Source organism: Mucilaginibacter sp. A5337 (assembly GCF_059690695.1).
Window position 1 is genome coordinate 439,938 of the sequence record NZ_JCAWEC010000005.1, and the last position, 21,388, is coordinate 461,325.

Annotated in this window: 20 protein-coding genes; 13 read left to right on the forward strand and 7 right to left on the reverse strand. The window is 42.1% G+C overall.

Going from position 1 to position 21,388, the window contains the following annotated elements:
* Positions 1 to 40: 40 nt before the first annotated feature.
* Positions 41 to 1,903 carry a M56 family metallopeptidase gene (locus AC59JO_RS19050; RefSeq protein ID WP_413667475.1) on the reverse strand — a complete coding sequence of 621 codons (1,863 nt, stop codon included), beginning with the start codon at positions 1,901 to 1,903 and terminating at the stop codon, positions 41 to 43.
* A gap of 11 nt (positions 1,904 to 1,914) precedes the next feature.
* Entirely contained in the window at positions 1,915 to 2,271 is a 357-nt protein-coding gene (locus tag AC59JO_RS19055) for a BlaI/MecI/CopY family transcriptional regulator (RefSeq protein WP_413667476.1), read from the reverse strand.
* 643 nt (positions 2,272 to 2,914) lie between these two features.
* Between AC59JO_RS19055 and AC59JO_RS19060 the strand changes: the two genes are divergently transcribed.
* The 6 genes from AC59JO_RS19060 to accC all read left to right on the forward strand — a co-directional run bounded on the left by AC59JO_RS19060 (position 2,915) and on the right by accC (position 10,456).
* Entirely contained in the window at positions 2,915 to 4,498 is a 1,584-nt protein-coding gene (locus tag AC59JO_RS19060) for a flavin monoamine oxidase family protein (protein WP_413667477.1), read from the forward strand.
* A gap of 31 nt (positions 4,499 to 4,529) precedes the next feature.
* Positions 4,530 to 5,696, forward strand: coding sequence for a pyridoxal phosphate-dependent aminotransferase (locus tag AC59JO_RS19065; RefSeq protein WP_413667478.1), 1,167 nt, complete (start codon positions 4,530 to 4,532; stop codon positions 5,694 to 5,696).
* 100 nt (positions 5,697 to 5,796) lie between these two features.
* Positions 5,797 to 6,789, forward strand: coding sequence for a Hint domain-containing protein (locus AC59JO_RS19070; RefSeq protein ID WP_497307211.1), 993 nt, complete (start codon positions 5,797 to 5,799; stop codon positions 6,787 to 6,789).
* A gap of 139 nt (positions 6,790 to 6,928) precedes the next feature.
* On the forward strand, positions 6,929 to 7,771 hold the full coding sequence (locus tag AC59JO_RS19075; RefSeq protein WP_413667480.1) for an SDR family oxidoreductase: 843 nt from the start codon (positions 6,929 to 6,931) through the stop codon (positions 7,769 to 7,771).
* A 115-nt stretch (positions 7,772 to 7,886) separates the two neighbouring features.
* A complete protein-coding gene (locus tag AC59JO_RS19080; protein ID WP_413667481.1) occupies positions 7,887 to 8,384 on the forward strand; it encodes a c-type cytochrome in 498 nt (165 codons plus the stop codon).
* A 587-nt stretch (positions 8,385 to 8,971) separates the two neighbouring features.
* The gene (gene accC, locus AC59JO_RS19085; protein WP_497307214.1) at positions 8,972 to 10,456 is read left to right on the forward strand and encodes an acetyl-CoA carboxylase biotin carboxylase subunit; all 1,485 of its coding nucleotides are present in this window, start codon (positions 8,972 to 8,974) and stop codon (positions 10,454 to 10,456) included.
* On the opposite strand, the gene AC59JO_RS19090 is transcribed toward accC, so the two are convergent.
* Complete coding sequence (locus AC59JO_RS19090) at positions 10,453 to 10,914, reverse strand: NUDIX hydrolase (RefSeq protein WP_497307215.1); 462 nt, start codon at positions 10,912 to 10,914, stop codon at positions 10,453 to 10,455. The genes accC and AC59JO_RS19090 overlap by 4 nt on opposite strands.
* A gap of 89 nt (positions 10,915 to 11,003) precedes the next feature.
* Between AC59JO_RS19090 and AC59JO_RS19095 the strand changes: the two genes are divergently transcribed.
* Together AC59JO_RS19095 and AC59JO_RS19100 are read left to right on the forward strand one after the other, a co-directional pair.
* Positions 11,004 to 11,501, forward strand: coding sequence for an SRPBCC family protein (locus AC59JO_RS19095; protein WP_497307217.1), 498 nt, complete (start codon positions 11,004 to 11,006; stop codon positions 11,499 to 11,501).
* An 85-nt stretch (positions 11,502 to 11,586) separates the two neighbouring features.
* A complete protein-coding gene (locus AC59JO_RS19100) occupies positions 11,587 to 12,171 on the forward strand; it encodes a riboflavin synthase (protein WP_413667485.1) in 585 nt (194 codons plus the stop codon).
* On the opposite strand, the gene AC59JO_RS19105 is transcribed toward AC59JO_RS19100, so the two are convergent.
* Entirely contained in the window at positions 12,168 to 13,310 is a 1,143-nt protein-coding gene (locus AC59JO_RS19105) for a tetratricopeptide repeat protein (RefSeq protein ID WP_497307219.1), read from the reverse strand. The genes AC59JO_RS19100 and AC59JO_RS19105 overlap by 4 nt on opposite strands.
* 110 nt (positions 13,311 to 13,420) lie before the next feature.
* On the opposite strand from AC59JO_RS19105, the gene AC59JO_RS19110 reads away from it, so the two are divergent.
* Entirely contained in the window at positions 13,421 to 13,708 is a 288-nt protein-coding gene (locus tag AC59JO_RS19110) for a hypothetical protein (protein ID WP_497307221.1), read from the forward strand.
* Positions 13,709 to 13,768: 60 nt separating this feature from the next.
* On the opposite strand, the gene AC59JO_RS19115 is transcribed toward AC59JO_RS19110, so the two are convergent.
* The 3 genes from AC59JO_RS19115 to hscA are packed head-to-tail and all read right to left on the reverse strand — an operon-like array spanning position 13,769 to position 16,816.
* On the reverse strand, positions 13,769 to 13,900 hold the full coding sequence (locus AC59JO_RS19115) for a hypothetical protein (protein WP_497307223.1): 132 nt from the start codon (positions 13,898 to 13,900) through the stop codon (positions 13,769 to 13,771).
* 29 nt (positions 13,901 to 13,929) lie between these two features.
* Positions 13,930 to 14,922, reverse strand: a complete 993-nt coding sequence (locus tag AC59JO_RS19120; RefSeq protein WP_497307225.1) for a hypothetical protein — start codon at positions 14,920 to 14,922, stop codon at positions 13,930 to 13,932.
* Between the two features lie 37 nt (positions 14,923 to 14,959).
* On the reverse strand, positions 14,960 to 16,816 hold the full coding sequence (gene hscA, locus AC59JO_RS19125; RefSeq protein WP_497307227.1) for a Fe-S protein assembly chaperone HscA: 1,857 nt from the start codon (positions 16,814 to 16,816) through the stop codon (positions 14,960 to 14,962).
* A gap of 151 nt (positions 16,817 to 16,967) precedes the next feature.
* Here hscA and AC59JO_RS19130 point away from each other — a divergent pair, with 151 nt between their 5' ends.
* The 4 genes from AC59JO_RS19130 to AC59JO_RS19145 all read left to right on the forward strand — a co-directional run bounded on the left by AC59JO_RS19130 (position 16,968) and on the right by AC59JO_RS19145 (position 21,331).
* Positions 16,968 to 17,918, forward strand: coding sequence for an aldo/keto reductase (locus AC59JO_RS19130; RefSeq protein WP_497307229.1), 951 nt, complete (start codon positions 16,968 to 16,970; stop codon positions 17,916 to 17,918).
* A gap of 266 nt (positions 17,919 to 18,184) precedes the next feature.
* Positions 18,185 to 19,942, forward strand: coding sequence for an ATP-binding protein (locus AC59JO_RS19135; RefSeq protein WP_413667491.1), 1,758 nt, complete (start codon positions 18,185 to 18,187; stop codon positions 19,940 to 19,942).
* Between the two features lie 92 nt (positions 19,943 to 20,034).
* Positions 20,035 to 20,919, forward strand: a complete 885-nt coding sequence (locus tag AC59JO_RS19140; RefSeq protein WP_497307231.1) for a helix-turn-helix domain-containing protein — start codon at positions 20,035 to 20,037, stop codon at positions 20,917 to 20,919.
* Between the two features lie 4 nt (positions 20,920 to 20,923).
* Positions 20,924 to 21,331: a DUF983 domain-containing protein gene (locus tag AC59JO_RS19145; RefSeq protein WP_413667493.1), complete on the forward strand. Its 408-nt coding sequence runs from the start codon at positions 20,924 to 20,926 to the stop codon at positions 21,329 to 21,331.
* The last annotated feature ends 57 nt before the right edge of the window (positions 21,332 to 21,388 follow it).

The window sequence follows — 21,388 nt, forward strand, 5'->3', positions numbered from 1 at the left end:
TAAAACTACTCACCTAATCTAACTTAATCAACCAATTACGTTACTTTTTACGGGTACCTATTACAACTACACCGTCTTTAGCTTTATCGCCATATTTTTTTGTGGCATCGTCGCCTTTGAGTATAGAAATACTCTCTATTTTGTCCGAACCGAGTTTTTTCAGTGCATCCATGGTGCTATTTTTGCCATCTATTACAACCAGTGGGTCTTTGTCGCCATTGGTTACAATGCTCATTCCGTTCACTTTTATTGCCTTAACGTTTGCTTTTTTACCGTACCCGGTAACAATAACATCACCGCCTTGAGCTACTATGGCATCATCGTCAGATTTGATGCTGTATGAAAGAGCTGTAGGTTTTGCTTTTACACCGTTAATAGTTATTGTACTGTTGCTGCTGCCAGTTGCCGAACTGCTTACACCTTTCACTACAACAAGGCTTTTAACATGTTTTACATCAACACTTTTACTAACTGGACCAACAGCCACTACATTAATATTGTCATCGTCATTTAGCACAGTATAGCCACTTAGGTTTGTGCTAACCTTTTTTAAAGTAATATTTGGTACACTTTTTTCGAGTTCTTCTTTGTTGGGAGCGTCTTTAGTAATTATATAAGCTACTTTAATCGGTTTGCCCTCTTCAATCTTAGCAAATTTCCGCGCATTGTCTCCTGTAAGTATATACATGTTCTCGATCTTTGTCGGATCGATGGTTTTACCGGCAGATACCGCGCCATTTACTACAAATACCAATGAATCTCTTTTAATGTCGCTTATTATTCTGATCTTTTTGATAGTATCATTTGGAGCGGTTAATGGGGCGGCAGGCGCAAGCGCACTTAATGCGACTTTGGGAAGTGCCACCGGAGCAGCAGTAATTGCAGCTTTAGTTGCCCTTGCTTTTGACACCGATTTTGAAGCTTTGGCGGGTTTGGTATCCTGTTTAATAACCTCGTCCGGGTTAATGTTAATGATCCTGGCCAGAGGTTGTACCGCGTTGGCAAGGGTAATCCTCACAGGTTTGGCAAAATCAGCTTTTGAAATGCTGAATACCAGTAACAAGGCCATAACGGCCGGCACTACAAAAGCGTAGCGCGTGAGGTTAAGTTTCGACGATCTTTTCGCGTTCATCATGATTATCCGTTTTTTTATAGTTGAAATATTGAAATGGTTTACAATGCCGGGTTGGGTATTATTAAAACTTACGTTTACTAAACTGTATTGGTAAGTTTTACTGTCTACACCATTTTTCAGGATCTTACGATCGGTAATAAACTCAATGTTTTCCCTTACGGCCCTTTTGATAAGCCAGATGCCAGGGTTAAACCAGTAAAAAATACTGCTCAGTTCGGCTAACAGAATATCTGCGGTGTGCCATTGGTTCACGTGCACCTGCTCATGCAGCAGGATAGATTTAAGGTCGGCTGGTTCATGTTTAGCGGGGTTTACATAAATACTTCGCCAAAAGGAAAATGGCGCGGCATCTTTGTCCATTACCCTAACCAAATGTTCGCCTATGTATTGAGGTTTGGAGTTTTTATACAATCGTAACAGGGATAAAAGCTGTAAGGCCAGGCGAATGAGCAGCAGGCCGGCCCCTGTCCAGAAAATAATGCCCAGCCAATACCAGTAATCAAATGTTTGAACCGGTTGGCTTGTCAGTTGTACGTGCGATTGCCAGTTGATGGCAATCTGCTCCATAGGTTTGGCCAGTTCTTCGTGCCGCTGTACAAAGGCCGAAAAATTGATCTGCGGATAGATGCTTGCAAACAGGATAGCCGCAAGCAAATAGATCCGGTTAAGTGTATAAAAAGTGAGGGGCCTCAGCACCAGGTAATAGCCCGCGCAAAACAACAACAGGGCTATGTTTACTTTTAATAAAAAAACAAATGTTGCCGGCATCATCGTAAGGTTTATTGTTTTTCAATGAGTTTAATGATCTCTTTCAGGTCGGTGGCGCTGATTTTTTTTTCATTGGCGAAAAACGTTACCAGGTCTTTATAAGAGTTTTGAAAATAGTTGCTCACAAAACCACTCATAAAGCGCTTTTTATATTCCTCTTCCTGTATCACAGGCAGGTAGCGGAAGGAGTTACCCATTTTTTCGCTTTTCAAAAATCCTTTGCGCTCCAGGTTTTTTATGGTAGAGGCAAGGGTAGTGTAAGGGGGCTTTGGTTCGGCCAGTTGATCTAAAAAATCCTTGATAAATCCCGGGCCCGATTGCCACACCGCCTGCATTGCTTCTTCCTCTTGTTGCGATAATTTTTCCATTGTATTTACGATTGTTTCGTAAATCTACGAACTATTCGTAGTAAAGCAAATTTATTTTCACTTTTTAACAGAATTTAACGTTTGGTGGTAGAGATTAGTGGTTGGAGATCAGAGGTTAGGTTGTAAGAAAACTAATCTCCATTCTCTAATCACTAACCTCTGTCCTTGCGTTAGGGATAGGAGCGGGTACCGGCCAATGAGCGTAATGCCTGCAGGCGTATGAGCGGATAGCCCGGCCGCAGGCAACGCCCATAATCTGAACCGTTGACGTGAATGATTGCGTTGATTGCGTTGATTTTTGCCTGAACCGCGATTAAACGGGTGAAAGAATTTATAGGATTTGAATTGCATCCTTTAATTAACTTCACATTCAAAAAATCCCTATTCATACAAGTAACTGGTCAATAATTCTATCACTAATGTCCATCAACCCATTGGCCAAGCCAGCACAATCGTTCTCGACAAAACCAACCTCTAATTAATAACTGAGCTTAACCATATCTTAACGCAAATCCATTAGCTACCAAACCAACCCTGTTAATTTCATAAAAACCTTAACAAAAGTTGTTTTAAGCTTAACATAGAAACAAACAAAAAACTATATTTAAAGCAGAGTTGATTGTAAAACATAAATACGCGCTTATTGAAAACTATTACCCGCAGGGACTTTTTAGGAAAAGGTGCCATGTTGGCTGGCGGGGCTTATCCCGCTATGCTTGCCCTTGGCTTATTAAAACCATCGCCGGCTCATGCCTTTAATCTCGAAGGCAATGGCAAAGGAAAACATATTATTATTTTAGGCGGAGGTTTGGCCGGCATGACCAGTGCCTACGAACTTGGTAAACTCGGCTATCAGTGCACCATTCTGGAGGCGCGGCAGCGCACGGGTGGACGCTGCTTTAGTATCCGTAATGGTACTACCAATACCGAAATTGATAAACCAACAGCTACCGCCCGCTTTGATGCCGGGCAGTATTTTAACGCCGGCCCTTCGCGCATTCCGCACAACCACGAACTTACACTGCATTACTGCAAAGAGCTGGGCGTGCCCATCCAGGTTTATAATAACGTAAACGAGGGGGCATATTATTTTGCTGAAGGCAAAGGGCCTTTATCCAACAAAAAGATAAAGGTTAGGGAGGTGCATAATGACATTCGTGGTTATATGACCGAAATGCTGGCTAAAAGCATTGACCATGGCAGTCTCGACAGTAACTTTACAAAAGAGGATGGCGAAAAGATCATTGAATACCTGCAGGCCGAAGGTGGGCTGGATATTGGTAAGTTATACAAAGCATCGGCGCGCCGTGGTTACGCTGAATCACCGGGGGCAGGGGACAAGCCAGGCAAAATAGCTGATCCGCATAAACTGGCCGACCTGCTGCATTCGGGTTTGATGGACCCCGATTTTTATAACGTGGCCGAATATACCTATGAATTGCAAATGACCATGTTCCAGGCCGTTGGTGGGATGGATCAGATAGCCAAAGCATTGGAGAAGAAGGTGGCTCCATCCATAAAAATGGGCGCGGAGGTTACGGCTATCAATAATATGGCTGAGGGTGTTAAGATAACCTATAAAGATGCCACCGGCGAGCATATATTAAACGGTGACCTGTGTATCTGTACCATCCCGTTGCCGGTTTTGAGTAATATCAGCAATAATTTCAGCAGTGATGTTAGTCGCGCTATTGATTATATCAGCTATAACCAAACAGGGAAGATTGGCCTGCAGTTTAAGCGCCGTTTTTGGGAGGAGGATGAGCATATTTACGGTGGTATAACGCACACTAACAATGATTTAACGCAGATTTTTTATCCATCCTATGATTATTTAGGAAAAAAAGGTATCTTGATTGGATATTACAATTTTAACGAAAAAGCGCAGAAGATAGGCGCTTTAAGCTACGCCGAGAGGGAGAAGTTCGCACTGGAAAAAGGCAGGCTCGTCCACCCGCAATATGACAAGGAGTTTGAAAGCTCGTTTTCGGTAAGCTGGCATAAAACCAAATATAATTTAGGCGGATGGGCGGTGTATACCACCGAAACCCGTAAAACACAATACCCGGTACTGTTAAAGCCCGATAAGCAGGTATATTTTGCAGGTGAGCATTTAACATACCTGAATGCCTGGATGGCCGGGGCATTTGAATCGGCCAGGAGTACGGTTGCCGCTGTACATGCCAGGGTTACTAACCAGCGCACCCAATATCCGGTTCAGAAATAATATCAACGTAAAAGCATTAAATACCACCACCATGTCAAGTACAATTAACCGCAGAAACTGGATCAAATCCAGCGCATTTATGGCCGGGGGACTGGCCTTTTTTTCAGGAACAATTGGTAAGCTGGCAGCCATGCCGGCCCGTGTATTTAAACCATTAAGCAGGGCATTAACCGATCAGGAGGCTGTTACTAATGCAGGCTTTGAATTAAAGGCAAGGTTGCTGGCCAATGAAAATCCTTTCGGTCCGTCGCCGGCTGCAAAAAAGGCTATACAGGACGCTATTGATAAAAGCTATCAATACCCGTTCATGACCCAGGGTACCTTATACAATAAAATAGCCCAGTATGAGGGCATCAACTACAATAATATCCTGATGGAGTCGGGCTCGTCACCATTATTACTCGCGGCAGCTATACATTACAGCAAAGGCGGGAAAAGCATTATTACCGGCGATCCTTCATATGACGACCTGCCATCGCACGCGCAGCAGCTGGAAGGGAAGTGGATCAAAGTACCCCTTACGGCCGATTACAAGCTTGATCTGGATGCCATGGAGGCCAAGATTGATGATAATACCGGGCTTGTATATATATGTAACCCTAACAATCCAACGGCTACGATATTAGATACGGCTAAGCTTAAAGCTTTTTGCGAACGTGTGTCAAAAAAAACAACCGTATTTGTTGATGAGGCCTACATCGATTACCTGCCCGACCCACAGGCCAGTACGATGATCAGCACTGTGAAAGCCGGAAACAACGTTATTGTTGCCCGTACTTTTTCAAAGTTGTATGGCTTTGCCGGTTTGCGTTGCGGCTACGTAATTGCCCAGCCCGATACGATTAAAACGTTGTCGATGTATACAACAGGCTTTTCGCTTGCCGCAACCACTATTGCAGGCGCAATTGCGGCGTATCGCGAAGAAGAGTTTTTAAAGGACGCTCTCCAAAAAACAAACGCTTCCAAAGAATACCTGTATTCGGTACTAAAAAAAGAAGGTTATGAATACATCCCATCATCGGCAAACTTTGTAATGTTCCCGCTAAAAATGGACGGTAAAAAATTTGTCAGTGAAATGATGAAGCGCGGTGTAGGTGTCCGTAACTGGCAATTTAATGGCAAGGACTGGTGCCGCGTGAGCATCGGTCGTATGGACGAAATGGAAGCCTTTGCCGATGCGTTTAAACAGTTGTCTTAAGTGATTAGAGGTTGGAGATTAGTTGGAAAAGCAAAATCTAATCTCTAATCTCCAATCTCTAAAACAACCAACCTCTAATCTCTAACCTCCAATCTCTAAAATGAGAAAACTCACATTAACACTACTACTAACTTCATCTCTTTATTTTGCCCAGGCGCAAACAGTAAACCCTCGTCCGCTTACTATGGATGAGTATAAAAAGGCACAATCATTCACGATTGCCAACCTGGATAATGACACTTACATTAAATTTGAAAATACATATGTGCTTGACAGGTATGAAAGCCGTAAACCCTATTTCATAACCGGATCTGACGGGTTAAAAAAACGCATCGACCTGTATAAACTGATGGCCAAAGAAGGTATGCAGGAAATAGGCCTGATGGTATTTTATACCAACGAAAAGGGCAAACTTTACAAAGCCCTGGTACCTGATTTTACAGCCGATGCCAAGGTTTGGGAACAATATTTTCAGGATATTGATAATATCAACAAAGTAGAGCAAAACTTTATCCTAAAACTATCTTATGTACTGTCGAAAGAAGTTAGTTTTCAGCAATATAAAGTACTTAACGGCGGTAAGGACCTGAAAGAGGAAGCTGCTACCTATGGTAATGATATCTGTTTTCCGGGCGAAGAACTGGTAACTATGGCTAACGGCGATAAAAAGATGCTGAAAGCTGTAAAGAGCGGAGATGAGGTAATTTCTGTTGATCCTGCTACTAAAAAGAACATGATAGTTAAGGTGAAAGAACTCACTACTCACGAAGCAAAAAACTACGCGATTACTCAACTGGTGTTGGTATCAGCTCAAACAAAAACTACAACACAGGGGAAAGAGGTTAAATTGAATAGCAAGGTTCTGCAGGCAACTCCCAATCACCCTATGTTAACCAAACAGGGCAATGTCAAAATAGGAGAGGTGGCAACCGGACAGGAAGTGCTTTGCCTCAATGAACAAACAGGTAAATACGAAGCTTTCACCGTGCTGCAAAAAACAGAACATGCAGGCGGCGTACAAAAAGTGTATAATATTGTTGCCGATGGTGGCAGTACGCTGCTCATGAATGGTGTAATGGTGATGCAGAAGTAATCTGCCTCATGATCTGCAATTCTAAAACTTCGTAAGTTTGGGTGAGGGCATCAATCCCAGGGTAAAAATACCATTACCCGGCCGCATAGGGCAAGTAAATGACTATCTTGTCCGTTCAAAATTATCTGCATCAACACTTATGCCTATAAAAACAACGGTTATTACCGGGGCTACCTCCGGCATTGGTAAAGCAACGGCAATAGCCCTTGCCGGGCAGGATCATGCGGTTTACCTGCTGGTTCGTAATATCATCAGGGGTGAGGCTGTTAAACAGGAAATCATTAGCCAGACCGGCAATAAGCATATCTATGTAATTAAATGTGATCTCGCCGATCTGCAAAGTGTTCGTGAAGCTGCAGCTGAGCTTTCATACAAGTTGATGTCGGTTAACACACTTATTAATAATGCAGGCGCCGGTTTTAGTGAGAGACAGGTAAGTAAGGATGGGTTTGAAATGACTTTCGCTACCAACCATCTCGGGCACTTTTTATTAACTACGAGCTTGATGCCATTGCTTGAGCGTGGGCAGGCGCGCATTATCAATGTGAGCTCCGAGGGGCATAAATTAGGGAAACCCAATTTCGACGATTTGCAATCGGTACAAGGATATTCGGCTGTTAAAGCTTACGGTATGGCCAAACTTTTTAACGTTTATTTTGCCCGGTCACTCGCACAAAAGTTTGGCAACAATGGGGTACTGGCATTCTCTCTCCATCCAGGTGCCGTGAACAGCGGCTTTGCCGATAAGCTTAAAGGGTTTGAAAAAATATTCATGAAGCTGGCCCGGCCGTTTATGATCACACCTGAACGGGGCGCAGAAACATCCATCTACCTGGCAACTGCATCTCAATTGGATAAATTTAATGGTAGCTATTTTAAAAAGAAGAGGGTTGCTAAAACGGCTGGAATAGTACAGGATGCTATAGCACAGGAAAAGCTCTGGCAGATAAGTGAGAAACTAATCAGTAAATCAATTGCTTAAAATTTGTGCAAAGGTTTGTAACTATGAATTTACCGTGAATAATTCAATCATTTGCTTGAAAATGTTGCAACATTAAAATCAATAAGTTAATTTAGATGACTTAAACATGACAATTATGCCTGTTAACAAAAAATTATTAGTTACACTCGGTCTGCTATCCATAGTAGTGTTTGGCGCCATGACCACCAGTAAGCCACAGGACGAAGGTTTTAAAAATCTTAAAGTATTGCCTAAAAAGATTTCTGGCGAAAACCTGCATAAGGTAATGGAAGATTGGTCGCATTCTTTGGGCGTGCATTGCAATTTTTGCCATGCCCGTAATGAGGAAACTAAAAAGATGGATTGGACAAGCGATGCCAAACCAGAAAAGGAAATGGCTCGTGATATGTATAAAATGATGAACAAAATTAACCAGAAATATTTTCATGCTAAAAAAGACTCATTGGGCATGATTATGCAGAGCGGAGTTAATTGCAATACCTGTCACCGTGGTACAGCCCATCCTGAAGTGATGGTACCAGACGGAAAAGGCCCGGGTGGCCCAGGAATGGCCCCTGGTCCAGGGGGACAGCCAGGTCCGCCGCCGGGTGCACCTGCGCCAACTAAACCATAATTGAAATCATATTATCTATAAAACAAAAATGCCTTTGGTTTTGCCAAAGGCATTTTTGTTTTATGCCTGCTTTGTATGCAAGTTACTTTAGGTAATGATTAAAGAAAGTATGAATTATTTAATTAACCGTCGATCGCGTATTCTTTTTAGGAATAATTTTAAGCCGAGTTCATGAAAAATTCATTCATTGTAACTATTTTTATACAAAATAATAATTTGTTGATTTTATATAAAAACTTTATTTGTTAGTTTATTATAGGTTAATGAATTAATTATTACAACCTTTAATAATTATCATAATTAACAAATGACTGCGGAGTTTCGAATTAAACCACAGGAGACGGCTAATACTACAACAAGTTCCAGCGAATTAATGTGCCGGAATTGTAAAACCCGTTTAAGCCGTGTTAAGCGGAGCGCATTTGCTAAATTTTTCCTGTTTGGCTTACCTTTCAAAAAATACATCTGTTATAAATGTTCTCGTAAAACCTACAGGTGGGTTTCTAAATAACATTTAATATTTCATGCCGCTTTTATAAGCATCTGGCATATGATAAGTTTTTGGATAAATCAATTACATTTGTTTTATGCAGAAAATATTGGTTGCCAACCGGGGCGAAATTGCCTTGCGGATTATGCGCTCTGCGCGCGAAATGGGTATTAAAACCGTTGCTGTATATTCGGACGCGGATAGAGACGCTTTACATGTGCGCTATGCCGATGAAGCTATAAACATTGGAGAAGCTCCTTCCAGTCAATCTTATCTTGTTGGTGAAAAGATCATAATTGCCTGTAAGCAAACCGGTGCGGAAGGGATTCACCCCGGATATGGCTTTTTAAGCGAAAATGCCGGTTTTGCCCGGTTGGTAAGAGATTCGGGGCTTATTCTTATCGGTCCTTCGCCGGAGGCTATGGAGGTGATGGGTAACAAGCTATCTGCTAAAAATGCGGCGCTTAGATACAATATCCCGATGGTGCCCGGAACCGAAGAGGCAATTACCGATATTAATGAAGCCAAACAGCGGGCTATTGAAGTGGGCTTCCCCATATTGATCAAGGCAGCTGCAGGTGGTGGCGGTAAAGGGATGCGTATTGTTGAAAGTGCCGGGGACTTTGAAGAACAGATGCAGTTGGCGGTTTCTGAAGCTACATCAGCCTTTGGTGATGGTTCCGTTTTCATTGAGCGCTATGTTTCATCCCCCAAACACATCGAAATCCAGGTACTTGGCGATACACATGGTAATATTGTGCACCTATTTGAGCGCGATTGTTCGGTACAGCGCCGGCATCAAAAAGTAATTGAAGAGGCGCCGTCATCAATATTAACGCCCGAAATAAGAGAAAAGATGGGGCGTTGTGCGGTTGATGTGGCCCGCTCTGTTAACTATACCGGTGCCGGTACGGTTGAGTTTATCATGGATGAGGCGCTGAATTTTTATTTCCTGGAGATGAACACGCGGTTGCAGGTTGAACACCCGGTAACTGAAATGATAACCGGTATTGACCTGGTGAAAGAGCAAATTAAAATAGCGAGAGGCGAGGCTATCAGCTTTAAGCAGGAGGATTTAGCGATTCGCGGTCACGCGGTCGAACTTCGTGTTTATGCCGAAGACCCTGCTAATAATTTTTTGCCGGATATCGGCACGCTGCAAACATACATCACACCCAAGGGCCCCGGTGTGAGGGTCGACGATGGCTTTGAGCAAGGTATGGAAATTCCAATTTATTACGACCCGATGATAGCCAAACTCATAACTTATGCCGATACACGTGCCGAAGCCATTGACCGCATGATAAGGGCTATTGACGAATATCAAATCACCGGTATTACAACTACGCTTGGTTTCGGGCGTTTTGTGATGGAACATGAGGCCTTTACTTCGGGCAATTTTGATACGCACTTTGTAAAAAAATATTTTGCCCCCGAAGAACTGCAGGAAAGCCACGAGGATGAGGCAATAATAGCTGCAATGGTAATGGAACAGCTCTTGAGCAAAAAGAAGGTTTCCATTGCCGTACAGTCGGAGATTGTTGAAGCCAGCAACTGGATTAAAAACAGGAAGCAGGTTTAATAATTATTCATCGCAGCCAGTTCGTCTATAAAAGTTACCTGCGCCGGGTTAATCTTTCTTTTTGCTGTCGCGATATCAAACCATTCGCCGCGGTCAATTTCATCAAAAGTTTGTTTTTTGCCTGAACGCGGCGGCCATTCCATTTCAAATGTATTGCTTTTGATGGCTTTCGGATCGATATTGCCCTCTACTGCCCAGGCCAATACTGTTTTACCTCCTTTTTGTTTGACAGATCTCAATGCTGTAAAACTCCCTGTTATTTCATGTCCGGTTTCTTCCTGAAACTCACGTTTGGCTGCTGCGAGCGGGTCTTCATCCGCTTCGTATTCACCTTTGGGTACCGACCAAGAGGCATCGTCTTTGTTTTTAAAGAAAGGGCCGCCCGGATGTACAAGAAATAACTGTAAACCCTGAGATGTCTTACGGTATAATAAGATCCCGGCACTTTGCTTTGGCATGTTTAAGATTTAAAGGCAAGTTAATGAAAGCCTTAATTATAATTGTTATTTTTGGTTACAAACACCCAAAACCGATATACAATTTTATTATGGCAGACGACAGATGGAGCAAATTTAAAGTAACAGCTGATGTTGACACAGATGTGCGCAGTATGTATGAAGCCTGGGCTACTCCCGAAGGCCTGGAAACCTGGTTTTTGCGTAAGGCCGATTTCTTTGCCATAGCCGGCCGTCAGCGCGAACAGCAGGAATTTATTAAGAAGGAGGATACTTATACCTGGTATTGGCATGGATATGACGATACTACGGTTGAGAACGGGCAGGTATTAGAGGCCAACGGAAGTGATTTTGTTAAGTTTACATTTACCGGCGGCAGTATTGTAGGTGTTTCCATAACCTGCAAATTAGGTGTTGTTATTGTTGAACTGGTACAGGAAAATATCCCTGAAGAAGCCGATCCTGAAAAAAACCTTTATGTACAATGCCAGCTTGGCTGGACATTTTATCTGGCTAACCTGAAATCAATATTGGAAGGTGGCAAAGATCTCCGCAATAAGCGTAAGGATCTGTTCTCAAGTTTCAAATAATTTCATTTACTGCTGACAAACCGTAGTATAAAATGTTATAGCTTTGGTGCCAATCAAAGTAGCCCTTTAACGGGCCAGGAGGCATATGTTTACAGGAATTATAGAAACTTTAGGTAAGATCACCGATCTGCAACAGGAAAAAGGCAACCTCAATATCACTGTTGAATCAGCTATATCGCATGAGCTTAAGATTGACCAATCGGTAGCGCACAATGGCGTTTGCCTTACCGTAGTAGCTTTGGCTGATGGTTTGCATGTAGTGACCGCTATTGAAGAAACCCTGAATAAAACCAATTTATCCCAGCTCAAAGTTGGCGACCCGGTAAACCTGGAGCGTTGTATGCAAATGAATGCCCGGCTTGACGGCCATATTGTGCAGGGGCATGTTGACCAGGTCGCCATTTGTACCGCTTTTAAAGAACTCGACGGTAGCTGGGAGTATACCTTTGAATATGACGCCTCAAGCGGTAATGTAACGGTAGAAAAAGGATCGATCTGCGTAAATGGTATCAGTCTTACTGTAGTTAATTCGCACGCCAACAGCTTTTCTGTAGCTATTATCCCGTATACATTTGAGCATACCAACCTGCACAATGTGCAAGTTGGCAGCCTGGTTAACCTTGAGTTCGATATCATAGGCAAATACGTTGCCCGCTTAATGCAACGCTAAATCCCTAACGACTTAATGCGTTCTTTAGAGTAGGCGATATAAGTTTTTTGTGAATCCTTTGGTTTGCTCGCCAGGTATTTTTTATAGTACTTAATAGCTATTGACTTATTCTTCAGTTCGGTATCATACAGCGTGGCCAGCGCGTAATAAGTGATAGCATCGGGCTTATATAGCAAGCTTTTCTGATATGCTTCAACAGCACTTTTAAGCTGGTGCAGGCGGTCGTACGAATCACCTTTTTCGCTGTAATAGGAGCTTACCCCAGTAGATACGGCCTCCTCAATGGCCTTATTTAAATATACAATAGCTTTAGCATTATTATGTAAAGCTTTGTAGCTCATTGCTGTATAGTAATATGAAGCTTCGGTGCCTGTATTACCATCCTCCAATATTTTGAAGGTTTTGATACAATCCGCATACTGGGTGGTCATGTAATAGGAGGTAGCGAGCATAGATACGATACTGCCGGCCTGTTCACCTGCATCAATTAGTTTTTTGGTAATGGCAACGGCTACCGGGTATCTTTTTAAAGCATACGAAGCCTGGGCTTTCCCCTTCAGCAAAAGCAGGTTTGCTGTATCGGCAACTAAAGCTTTATCAATTATATTTTCGGCATTACCATATAGTTTAAGGTTTATATAAAAAGACGACAGATCATATGCAACATCCGGGTTAAGCGGATTGATTTTGTTGGCTTTTTGCAGGTACACGATACTTCCCTCTATATCGCCTATATTTTGTGATAGGTCTGCCAATTGTTTATATACGTCAAAGTTAGTAGTGTCCTTCAGCAGGATCTTCTTTACATACTGAATCGCTTTTTTGTTATTGCCACGCCTTTTAATGATCTCGCTCATATTGTATAGGTTGGTGAGGCTGGTGGTATCAGTATCGTAAATCCGTTGATAGTAGTTTTCGGCATCAGGCAGGCGTGAGGCCATTTTTGATGTATAGGCCAGTTTCGCCAATACCTTAAGATCCGTAATAGGTTCAGGATATGTTTTTTGGAGATAATCGGCTGCATCGGCAAAACGCTGATTTTGATAATAATCAAGCAAGAGCGAATCATTAGCGGGCTGTTGAGCGTGTAATTGTAATACTGATAAGATAAGGAATAGGCTTATAAATAGATTTTTCATAACTAAATATTAGTTAAACTAAGTTATTAGTTATAGGTAGCAATTCCAAATCTGAAACAATTTTTTATTAAGGTGGTTAGATTTATAATTAATCATTAAAACCACCTATTATGGATAAGTTAAAGAAGTTTGGACTGATGGAAAAAATTGTCCATGAACTGGAAGACCTGAAGAATAGCCAACAGGCTATCATTGCTAAGTTAACTAAAATTGAAGTTGATAATATTGAGCTTGGAGACAAACGTCTTGAAAAAGATCTGCCCGATATGCACCAGCGTGTATCAGAAAACCTGGATACCATTACAGCCATCCTCGAAGATTTTGCTAATCAAACTGCAAACTACAGCAATAGTAATAATATAGCAGCACTGAAAGAACAGGAAGCACTAGGGAAATAAAAAAGAAAACTCCCCAGGAACCGGGGAGTTTTCTTTTTTAAGTTATTTTCAAAATTTAAATCAACGATTTTCTTTTCTCAGCTGAAATAGATTTTCGACGTCTTCGTGTTTAATGAAATCTGCCATCGCAATCTCTTGGTCGGCAGTGGTTAATTGCTCATCATAATCTATTTCCTCCATTTCATCTTTCATAATACTAATATAGTGAATGAAAGATTTCTTTACTGGTACTGAATATAAATAGGAGCAGGCTTCAGGCTTAACACTTCTTTGGGTGTAAGCATCCGGTGCGGCTCATTCTTAATGTCGTTTTTATAAAATAATTTAAAGCCGGTAAACTGAACAGGCTCTTCGGAAATGAAATATTTGTAAGTGCCTTTTTTAAGCTCCGGGCCGCCCCAGCCGTCCATGTCCATTACTACCTGAACTTCAAGCCTTAGTTTAATGTCTTTATAATTGGTCACCATGCGTTTGGTAAAGCGATGAACCACGAATATTTTAGGCGGCAGGTCGTTCTTTTTCACCAGCTTGGCTAAATAACCTGTTACGTAGTTAATATCATCGGCATCAAAAGTGCCTATGCGCTTGCCGGGTACACTGCCTTCTTTCATAGAAAATTCCGGGTCGATGCCTAAATGAACGTTTGGCATCTTCATGTATTTCTCCAGCAAAGGCAATTCCGTTTGTACCGTGCTGAAACCGACCTGTATGTCTAAAAATACAAGGGCATTAATACTCTTTGCCCAGTTGATCACGGTATCTATCTGGCTAAAGGGCATGCGCAGGTTATGTAAACCATTACGCCCTGCATCTGCCTGGGCGGTTACGCAGATGTAATGCAGGGCCGGCACTACATTGGTAGCCGTATCGGCTTTCTCCCAGTTTTTTACTTCTTCCTTTAATTTATTAAGCATGGTTTTGCGTGGGTATTGACCAAGCACGCCCATGTTTTTAGAATAAAGATTGCCGTAAAACGCTACAATGCGGTTAAATGGTAAGATAGCACCGGGCAGGGGATACTCCTTGGTTTTTACCGGCCAGCGTCCGCTTTTATCGCCGTTGGCCAGTTTTTTCATCAATGAATCGTACGTTAAAGTATCCAGCATTGACGATTTTGCAGACGTATCACGGAGGTGTTTACGGGTTGAAGCACAGGCCGTATTAGTTACGGCAATATAAATAAACAGGGCTAAAGCAGAAATTGTCCTTTTCAAATTTTAAGATTTTTGACTTGATCAGCAATATCTGTGCCTATTCTATACTCTTGCCCTTCATAGCTGTACTTATAGCCTGATCCATCAAGCGTTCCGCAAAAGGCCTTGTAAACTCGTTAACCTCATCAATCGTTTTTAAAATCAGGTCTTTATCACCGCTTGTCAGAGCCTCTTTCAGTTTCTGAACAAGTTTGGTAGTATCAGCAATTTCTGTAACGGAAACATAGTCGGCATTCTTTTGCAGAAAGCGTTCAACAGTATAAACCATTTGCTCGCCTTCTGTACGTGCCTCAATAAGCATACGCTGGCTCACATCATCTTTTGCGTGGGTGATGCTATCCATCAGCATTTGCTCCACCTGCTCGTCGGTAATGCCGTAAGTTGGTTTTACTTCAACCTCCTGCTTTACGCCCGAACGTAGCTCGATGGCCTGTATAGTAAGGATGCCATCGGCATTCAATAAAAAGTTAATATCAACCTTAGGGAAACCGGCAGGCATAGAAGGGATGCCTTTCAAATCAAACTCGGCCAGTTTACGGTTTTCTTTGATCAGGTCGCGCTCTCCCTGGTAAACAGCAATTTTCATGTTTACCTGCCCATCTATTGAGGTGGTATACTGTCTGCCGCCTTTAGTTGGTACTTTAGAATTTCGGGGGATGATCACGTCCATCAGGCCGCCCATAGTTTCAATCCCTAAGGATAGGGGGGTAACATCCAGCAATAAAATATCTTTACGGTTACCGGCCAAAATATCGGCCTGTATAGCAGCACCTAAGGCAACTACTTCATCTGGGTTTACATCATCATGCACCGGGCGACCGAAAAACTCGGCAACCATACGCTTAACTAATGCCGTGCGGGTTGAACCGCCAACCATAACTACTTCATCAATCTGATCGATGGTTAGTTTGGCATCATTAAGGGCATTCTGGCAGCTGGCGATGGTTTGTTGCACTTTAGGCAATATCAGTTCTTCAAAAGTTGTACGATCAAGCGTACACCAGATCTCGCCAATTTTATCGTTAACCAGGCTTTGATGGGCAAAGGCTTTCTTGGCTTCTTCGGCTTTTAGGCGCAGTTGTTGCGCCAGTTCGGTATTGGCAAATACTTCGGCTTTGTTAAGCTGGTTTTTCTCAATCCAGTAATCAACAATAATGCGGTCAAAATCGTCGCCACCTAAAAAGGTATCGCCATTGGTTGACAGCACTTCGAAAATGCCATTCTGGATCTGCAGTATGGATACATCAAAAGTACCACCACCAAGGTCATAAACAGCAATGGTTTTTGTTTCTTCAGGGTTTAAGCCTATACCATACGCCAAGCTTGCAGCGGTAGGTTCGTTTACTATCCGCAAAACATCAAGTCCGGCAAGTTTACCTGCGTCGCGGGTGGCCTGGCGTTGCGAATCGTTGAAATAAGCAGGTACTGTAATTACCGCACGGTTAACCGGGGTTTTAAGGGCATGTTCGGCGCGGGCCTTAAGCTCTTTCAATATCTGGGCCGATAGCTCGATGGGCGTATAAAATTTATCGCCTACTTTGATCTTAACCAGGCTTTCAGTATCGTCGTCAATTACTTTATAGCTAAAAAAGTCTTTGTAGTTTTCAATATCGTGATAACTGCGACCCAGCAAGCGCTTAACCGAAAATATGGTATTTTGCGGATCAGTTATCAGAAATTCTTTTGCCTCGTTTCCAACCAGTACATCTCCGGTATTGCCAAAATGCACCACAGATGGAACAAGTACACCTTTACCTGCATCATTTATTACCTGCGGATTTTTATCAGGGTTGATAAATGCTACCAGTGAATTGGTGGTGCCAAGATCAATACCTACAATGATTTCTTCTTTTTGTAATGAGCCTGTTGCCAGGTTGATAGAAACTTTAGCCATTATATTAAATTAACAAAGGGCAAATGTACTTAGTTTTAAGTGATGCATTGTCGTTTTTAATTCAGTTTTGTTATAAATAAGCACCAGGTTATTTCATTTTACTGACAAACAAATGCGGCATAGTTCATCTTTTTATAAAAAATAATATCATATGGAAAAGCGTGAATTAGGTAAATCCGAACTATATACTGGGCCATTGGTTTTTGGCGGTAACGTTTTTGGCTGGACAGTTAAAGGCAATGATACCGCCGTTTTACTGGATGCGTTTTTTGACGCCGGTTTTAACACAATTGATACTGCCGATGTATACACCCGCTGGGTTGAAGGCAATAAGGGAGGAGAATCGGAAACGGAGATAGGCAAATGGTTAAAACAAAGCGGTAAGCGTGATCAGGTCATTATTGCTACAAAAGTGGGTTCGGAATTAGATTCGGAAAGAAAGGGCCTGAAAAAGGATTATATTGTCAAAGCTGCTGAAGACTCGTTGAAAAGGCTGCAGACAGATTATATCGACCTGTATCAGACCCATTATGATGACCCTTCAACGCCGGTTGAAGAAACCTTACGTGCTTATGATCAGTTAGTGCAGGAAGGTAAAGTTCGTGCTATCGGCACATCCAATATGTCGGTTGAGCGATTGCACGAGTCTTTAAAAGTAAGTGTTGAAAAGGGGCTCATCGCGTACCAAACTTTACAGCCCGAGTATAATCTGTTTGACAGGGAAAAATATGAAACCACCTATGAGCCTTTTTTGAAGGAGAAAAATATAGGTGTAATTAGCTATTTTTCATTAGCCAGCGGCTTTTTAAGCGGTAAATACCGTTCGGAAAGCGACCTGCAGGGGCGCAGCCGGGCACGTTCGGTTAAAAAATATCTTAATGAGCGCGGTTTTAAAATATTGACAGCACTTGATGAGGTTGCTGCTCAATACAACGTAAGCCAGTCGGCAATTGCGTTGGCCTGGTTAATTGCGCGGCCAAGTGTAACGGCGCCTATCGTTAGCGCCACCAATCTTGATCAGCTTAAAGAGTTTGTCACAGCTGCCAATTTGAAGTTGAGCGGGGAAGTTATCGAAACCCTGAATACTGCCAGCGCTTACTAAATATTCTTTTATAATTTAACGGCACGCTTTTCTGTTGAAGGGCGTGCCGTTTGTTTTTAGCAGCCTGATAGGCAAGCTAAAAGCTGGTTTTTGATTGCTTAATAATTACATCAATTTTTTAATTTAATTATTAAATAACAATGTCCTGTTTTTTGATTTTTTAAACACTAAAGTTTTAAAGATTTCATGAAAAATACTTTATTTACTAAACCGAACTCTCCGTTTTGGAGTATAAAGGGTTCTCTCTAATTAATTTTTTATTTTAAATGGAAAAGCTGAAGCGGATTATTGGCTATGGCGAGCCTGATTTGTCGCTGGAGAATAAGCTGTTTAATGTGCTCACATTATTCATTTGCGTTAGCAGCATTTTTTCGCTGATCTGTAATTTGTTCCTGGGTTTAAGTTACAAATTGGAACTTGTTCAGCTTTTCGTGATCCTGATGTCGGGGTGGGCTTTTTACCGGAGCCGTTTTGTAAAATATAAGGAGGATGTTGCAGTGATTTACATCTGTATTGGCTTAGCTGCAATTATCCCGGGCTGGTTTTACAACGGCGGTATTGGCGGCTCAACAACGCTTTCGGGCGTTTTCTTTATAGTGCTTATAACCCTGCTGGTAAAAAAACGATACCATTATATTTTTATCGGTGCCCTGATAGCTATCTTTTTAGGCTGTTATTACGCTGAAAAGCGTTTTCCGTATCTGGTGCAACCCTACAGCAGCCTTAACTCAAAAGAATCAGATCTGCTAACATCCGCAATATCAAACGTTTTAATTGTTGGACTATTGGTGGGCTTCATTAAAAAAAGCCATGAAACAGATAAGCGCGATCTGATCCGTAAGAGTGAAGAGCTGCAAGCCTCGCAAATCGAACTTTCTGCTTCGCGCGATCAGGCAGAAGCGGCTACATTTGCCAAGTCGAATTTCCTGGCTAACATGAGCCATGAAATCCGTACTCCGCTTAATGGTATCATCGGGACGGCCCAATTGCTATCCCGCACCAATTTGCAGCCTGAACAGCAGGAATTGCTTCAAACCTTACAATCAAGTAGTAATTTGCTGATCAACATCATCAGCGATATTCTTGATATCTCAAAGATCGAAGCTGATAAGCTGATCCTGCACCCGGTTTCAACACATTTGCGCAATTGCATAAAAACAGTTATTGAAATTACCGAACCTGCCATTACCACACATCATAAGCCCTTAAGCTTAACGTATCATGTTGATGATAATGTAGTCGACCACGTAATAGCAGATCAGGGCAGGCTTCAGCAAATCCTGGTTAACTTGATAGGAAATGCCATTAAGTTTACAGATGAGGGTTCGGTAAGGCTGCGGGTCAGTGCCACTGAAATCAACAACAATATACAGGAAATAACTTTCAGCGTAAAAGACGATGGTATTGGAATAAGCGAAGAAGCCTTAGCCCAATTATTTAAACCATTTACCCAGGTAAATACCACCGCGTTGCGTAAGTATGGCGGTACAGGACTGGGTTTATCCATCTGTAAAAAGCTTGTTGAAATGATGCACGGCAGGATCTGGGCGGAGAGTAAAGAGGCCCAGGGCTCATTGTTTAGCTTTACTTTACCCTTACAGGTTACTCATAGTACTACTGAGCAGGAGATACAAGCAGGTGAAAAGGAAGCGTTTCAATACCGCCCTTTACGTATCTTATTAGCAGAGGATAATAAAATGAACCAGCTGATAGCCAGTAAGATATTTAAAAAGGTTGGCTATAATATTGATATAGCCGAAAATGGGCTGGCAGCCGTAAACATGGTTGAGCAGTGTAATTACGACCTGATATTTATGGACATTCAAATGCCCGAAATGGATGGCTTGCAGGCTACACGTCATATATTGAAAAAGCATGGAGAAGGGGCCCCTCCAATTATTGCCATGACAGCCAATGTGCTTAGCGAAAATGAGCGCGAATGTGCCCAGGCCGGTATGAAGGATTTTGTAAGCAAACCTTTTACTTTTGAGCGCGTGGAAGATATTATCCAGAAATGGACGTGATTTGTGAGCGAAAAGCAATAATCGTTGATTAGTACCATACAAAATAAAAATAGTACCATTAAGGGCAAAGCTATTGTGTGTAGTTTTGTGTCATGTTACAAAGCATTCCAACAATTGATATTTGCACGCTGGCTGATGATATAAAGCAGGACGAGATCCTGATCAGCAGGTTTGCCGCGTATCTGGATGCTCATAAAAACCTTTTCTTCCCGCACCGTCATTCTTTTTATCACCTGGTATTGTTTACTGATGGCAGAGGATCACATACCATTGACTTTGAGAGCTTTGATGTAAGGCAGGGGCAGATCTACTTTATGATTCCCGGGCAGGTGCATTCATGGGCTTTTGAGGGTTTTACTGATGGTTATATCATCAATTTCTCAAGCTCGTTTATCCAGTCGTTTTTATTACGCTCAGGCTATTTTGATAATTTTAACTTTTTGAACGGCAACCCAAAGGATGAAGTGATTGACTTGCCTGCCGATCAGTTACCCGAAATTATTGCCCTTTTTGAAAAGATTGTATCTGAAGTTGAAAAGCCTGCAGTTTTGGGCAGCGATATGGTACGGGTGCTTTTGCTTCAGCTTTTCATTCTGGTAAATCGTTGTCAGGGAAAAGGCGATGGCTTTGGGAAACAAGGCTACAACCAAACACTGATCCGTAATTTTCAGAAGCTGATTGAACAGCATTATATCGATGTAAAGCTCCCTAAGGACTATGCCGAGCTCCTTTATATCACTCCCAATCATTTAAATGCGGTGTGTAAGGATGTACTTGGGCTGTCGGCAGGCGAGGTGATCCGTAACAGGACATTGCTTGAAGCCAAAAGGTTATTGACCAATCCCAGGCTCAACATAAGCGAAATTGCTTTTAATCTTAATTTTAGCGACAACTCATATTTTACCAAATTCTTTAAAAAAATAGAGGGTATTACTCCCGAAGAGTTCAGGAAAAAATCCTTAAACAATAAATCATAACGTTATGGAAACCCCTAAATATAAATTATCAGCATGGTCTGCCTTTGTAAATGCTAAATGTCCACGTTGCAGGCGCGGTGACCTGTTTATTACCGGCATGTATGAATTTAAAGGCCAGGAAATGCATAAAACCTGTTCGCACTGCGGCCTGGTATATGAGCGGGAGCCAGGTTACTTTTATGTAGCCATGTTTGCCAGTTATGCGCTTAATGTTGCCGAAATGGTTACGCTGGCAGTTGCCATCAGCGTTTTAACAGGCAGCACTAATCCCTGGCTATATGTAACCATTATTTTAGCGGTAGCAGTTGCATTGGCCCCTTTTAATTACAGGTATTCGAGGGTGATGCTTTTACACTGGCTTACACCAGGCTTGCATTATCATCCTGAGATGAGCGAAGATAAAACGAAATAATTTAACTGACTGAAATACATAGCGATGCCCTTGATTGAAAAATTAAGGGCATTTTCA

Bases quoted from the DNA above. Each gene is read 5' to 3' on its own strand.
- AC59JO_RS19065 (WP_413667478.1), top strand. From the start codon at position 4,530: ATGTCAAGTACAATTAACCGCAGAAACTGGATCAAATCCAGCGCATTT.
- accC (WP_497307214.1), top strand. From the start codon at position 8,972: ATGCAGAAAATATTGGTTGCCAACCGGGGCGAAATTGCCTTGCGGATT.
- AC59JO_RS19095 (WP_497307217.1), top strand. From the start codon at position 11,004: ATGGCAGACGACAGATGGAGCAAATTTAAAGTAACAGCTGATGTTGAC.
- hscA (WP_497307227.1), bottom strand. From the start codon at position 16,816: ATGGCTAAAGTTTCTATCAACCTGGCAACAGGCTCATTACAAAAAGAA.
- AC59JO_RS19105 (WP_497307219.1), bottom strand. From the start codon at position 13,310: ATGAAAAATCTATTTATAAGCCTATTCCTTATCTTATCAGTATTACAA.
- AC59JO_RS19100 (WP_413667485.1), top strand. From the start codon at position 11,587: ATGTTTACAGGAATTATAGAAACTTTAGGTAAGATCACCGATCTGCAA.
- AC59JO_RS19090 (WP_497307215.1), bottom strand. From the start codon at position 10,914: ATGCCAAAGCAAAGTGCCGGGATCTTATTATACCGTAAGACATCTCAG.
- AC59JO_RS19140 (WP_497307231.1), top strand. From the start codon at position 20,035: ATGTTACAAAGCATTCCAACAATTGATATTTGCACGCTGGCTGATGAT.
- AC59JO_RS19055 (WP_413667476.1), bottom strand. From the start codon at position 2,271: ATGGAAAAATTATCGCAACAAGAGGAAGAAGCAATGCAGGCGGTGTGG.
- AC59JO_RS19070 (WP_497307211.1), top strand. From the start codon at position 5,797: ATGAGAAAACTCACATTAACACTACTACTAACTTCATCTCTTTATTTT.
- AC59JO_RS19080 (WP_413667481.1), top strand. From the start codon at position 7,887: ATGCCTGTTAACAAAAAATTATTAGTTACACTCGGTCTGCTATCCATA.
- AC59JO_RS19135 (WP_413667491.1), top strand. From the start codon at position 18,185: ATGGAAAAGCTGAAGCGGATTATTGGCTATGGCGAGCCTGATTTGTCG.
- AC59JO_RS19110 (WP_497307221.1), top strand. From the start codon at position 13,421: ATGGATAAGTTAAAGAAGTTTGGACTGATGGAAAAAATTGTCCATGAA.
- AC59JO_RS19145 (WP_413667493.1), top strand. From the start codon at position 20,924: ATGGAAACCCCTAAATATAAATTATCAGCATGGTCTGCCTTTGTAAAT.
- AC59JO_RS19075 (WP_413667480.1), top strand. From the start codon at position 6,929: ATGCCTATAAAAACAACGGTTATTACCGGGGCTACCTCCGGCATTGGT.
- AC59JO_RS19130 (WP_497307229.1), top strand. From the start codon at position 16,968: ATGGAAAAGCGTGAATTAGGTAAATCCGAACTATATACTGGGCCATTG.
- AC59JO_RS19050 (WP_413667475.1), bottom strand. From the start codon at position 1,903: ATGCCGGCAACATTTGTTTTTTTATTAAAAGTAAACATAGCCCTGTTG.
- AC59JO_RS19115 (WP_497307223.1), bottom strand. From the start codon at position 13,900: ATGAAAGATGAAATGGAGGAAATAGATTATGATGAGCAATTAACCACT.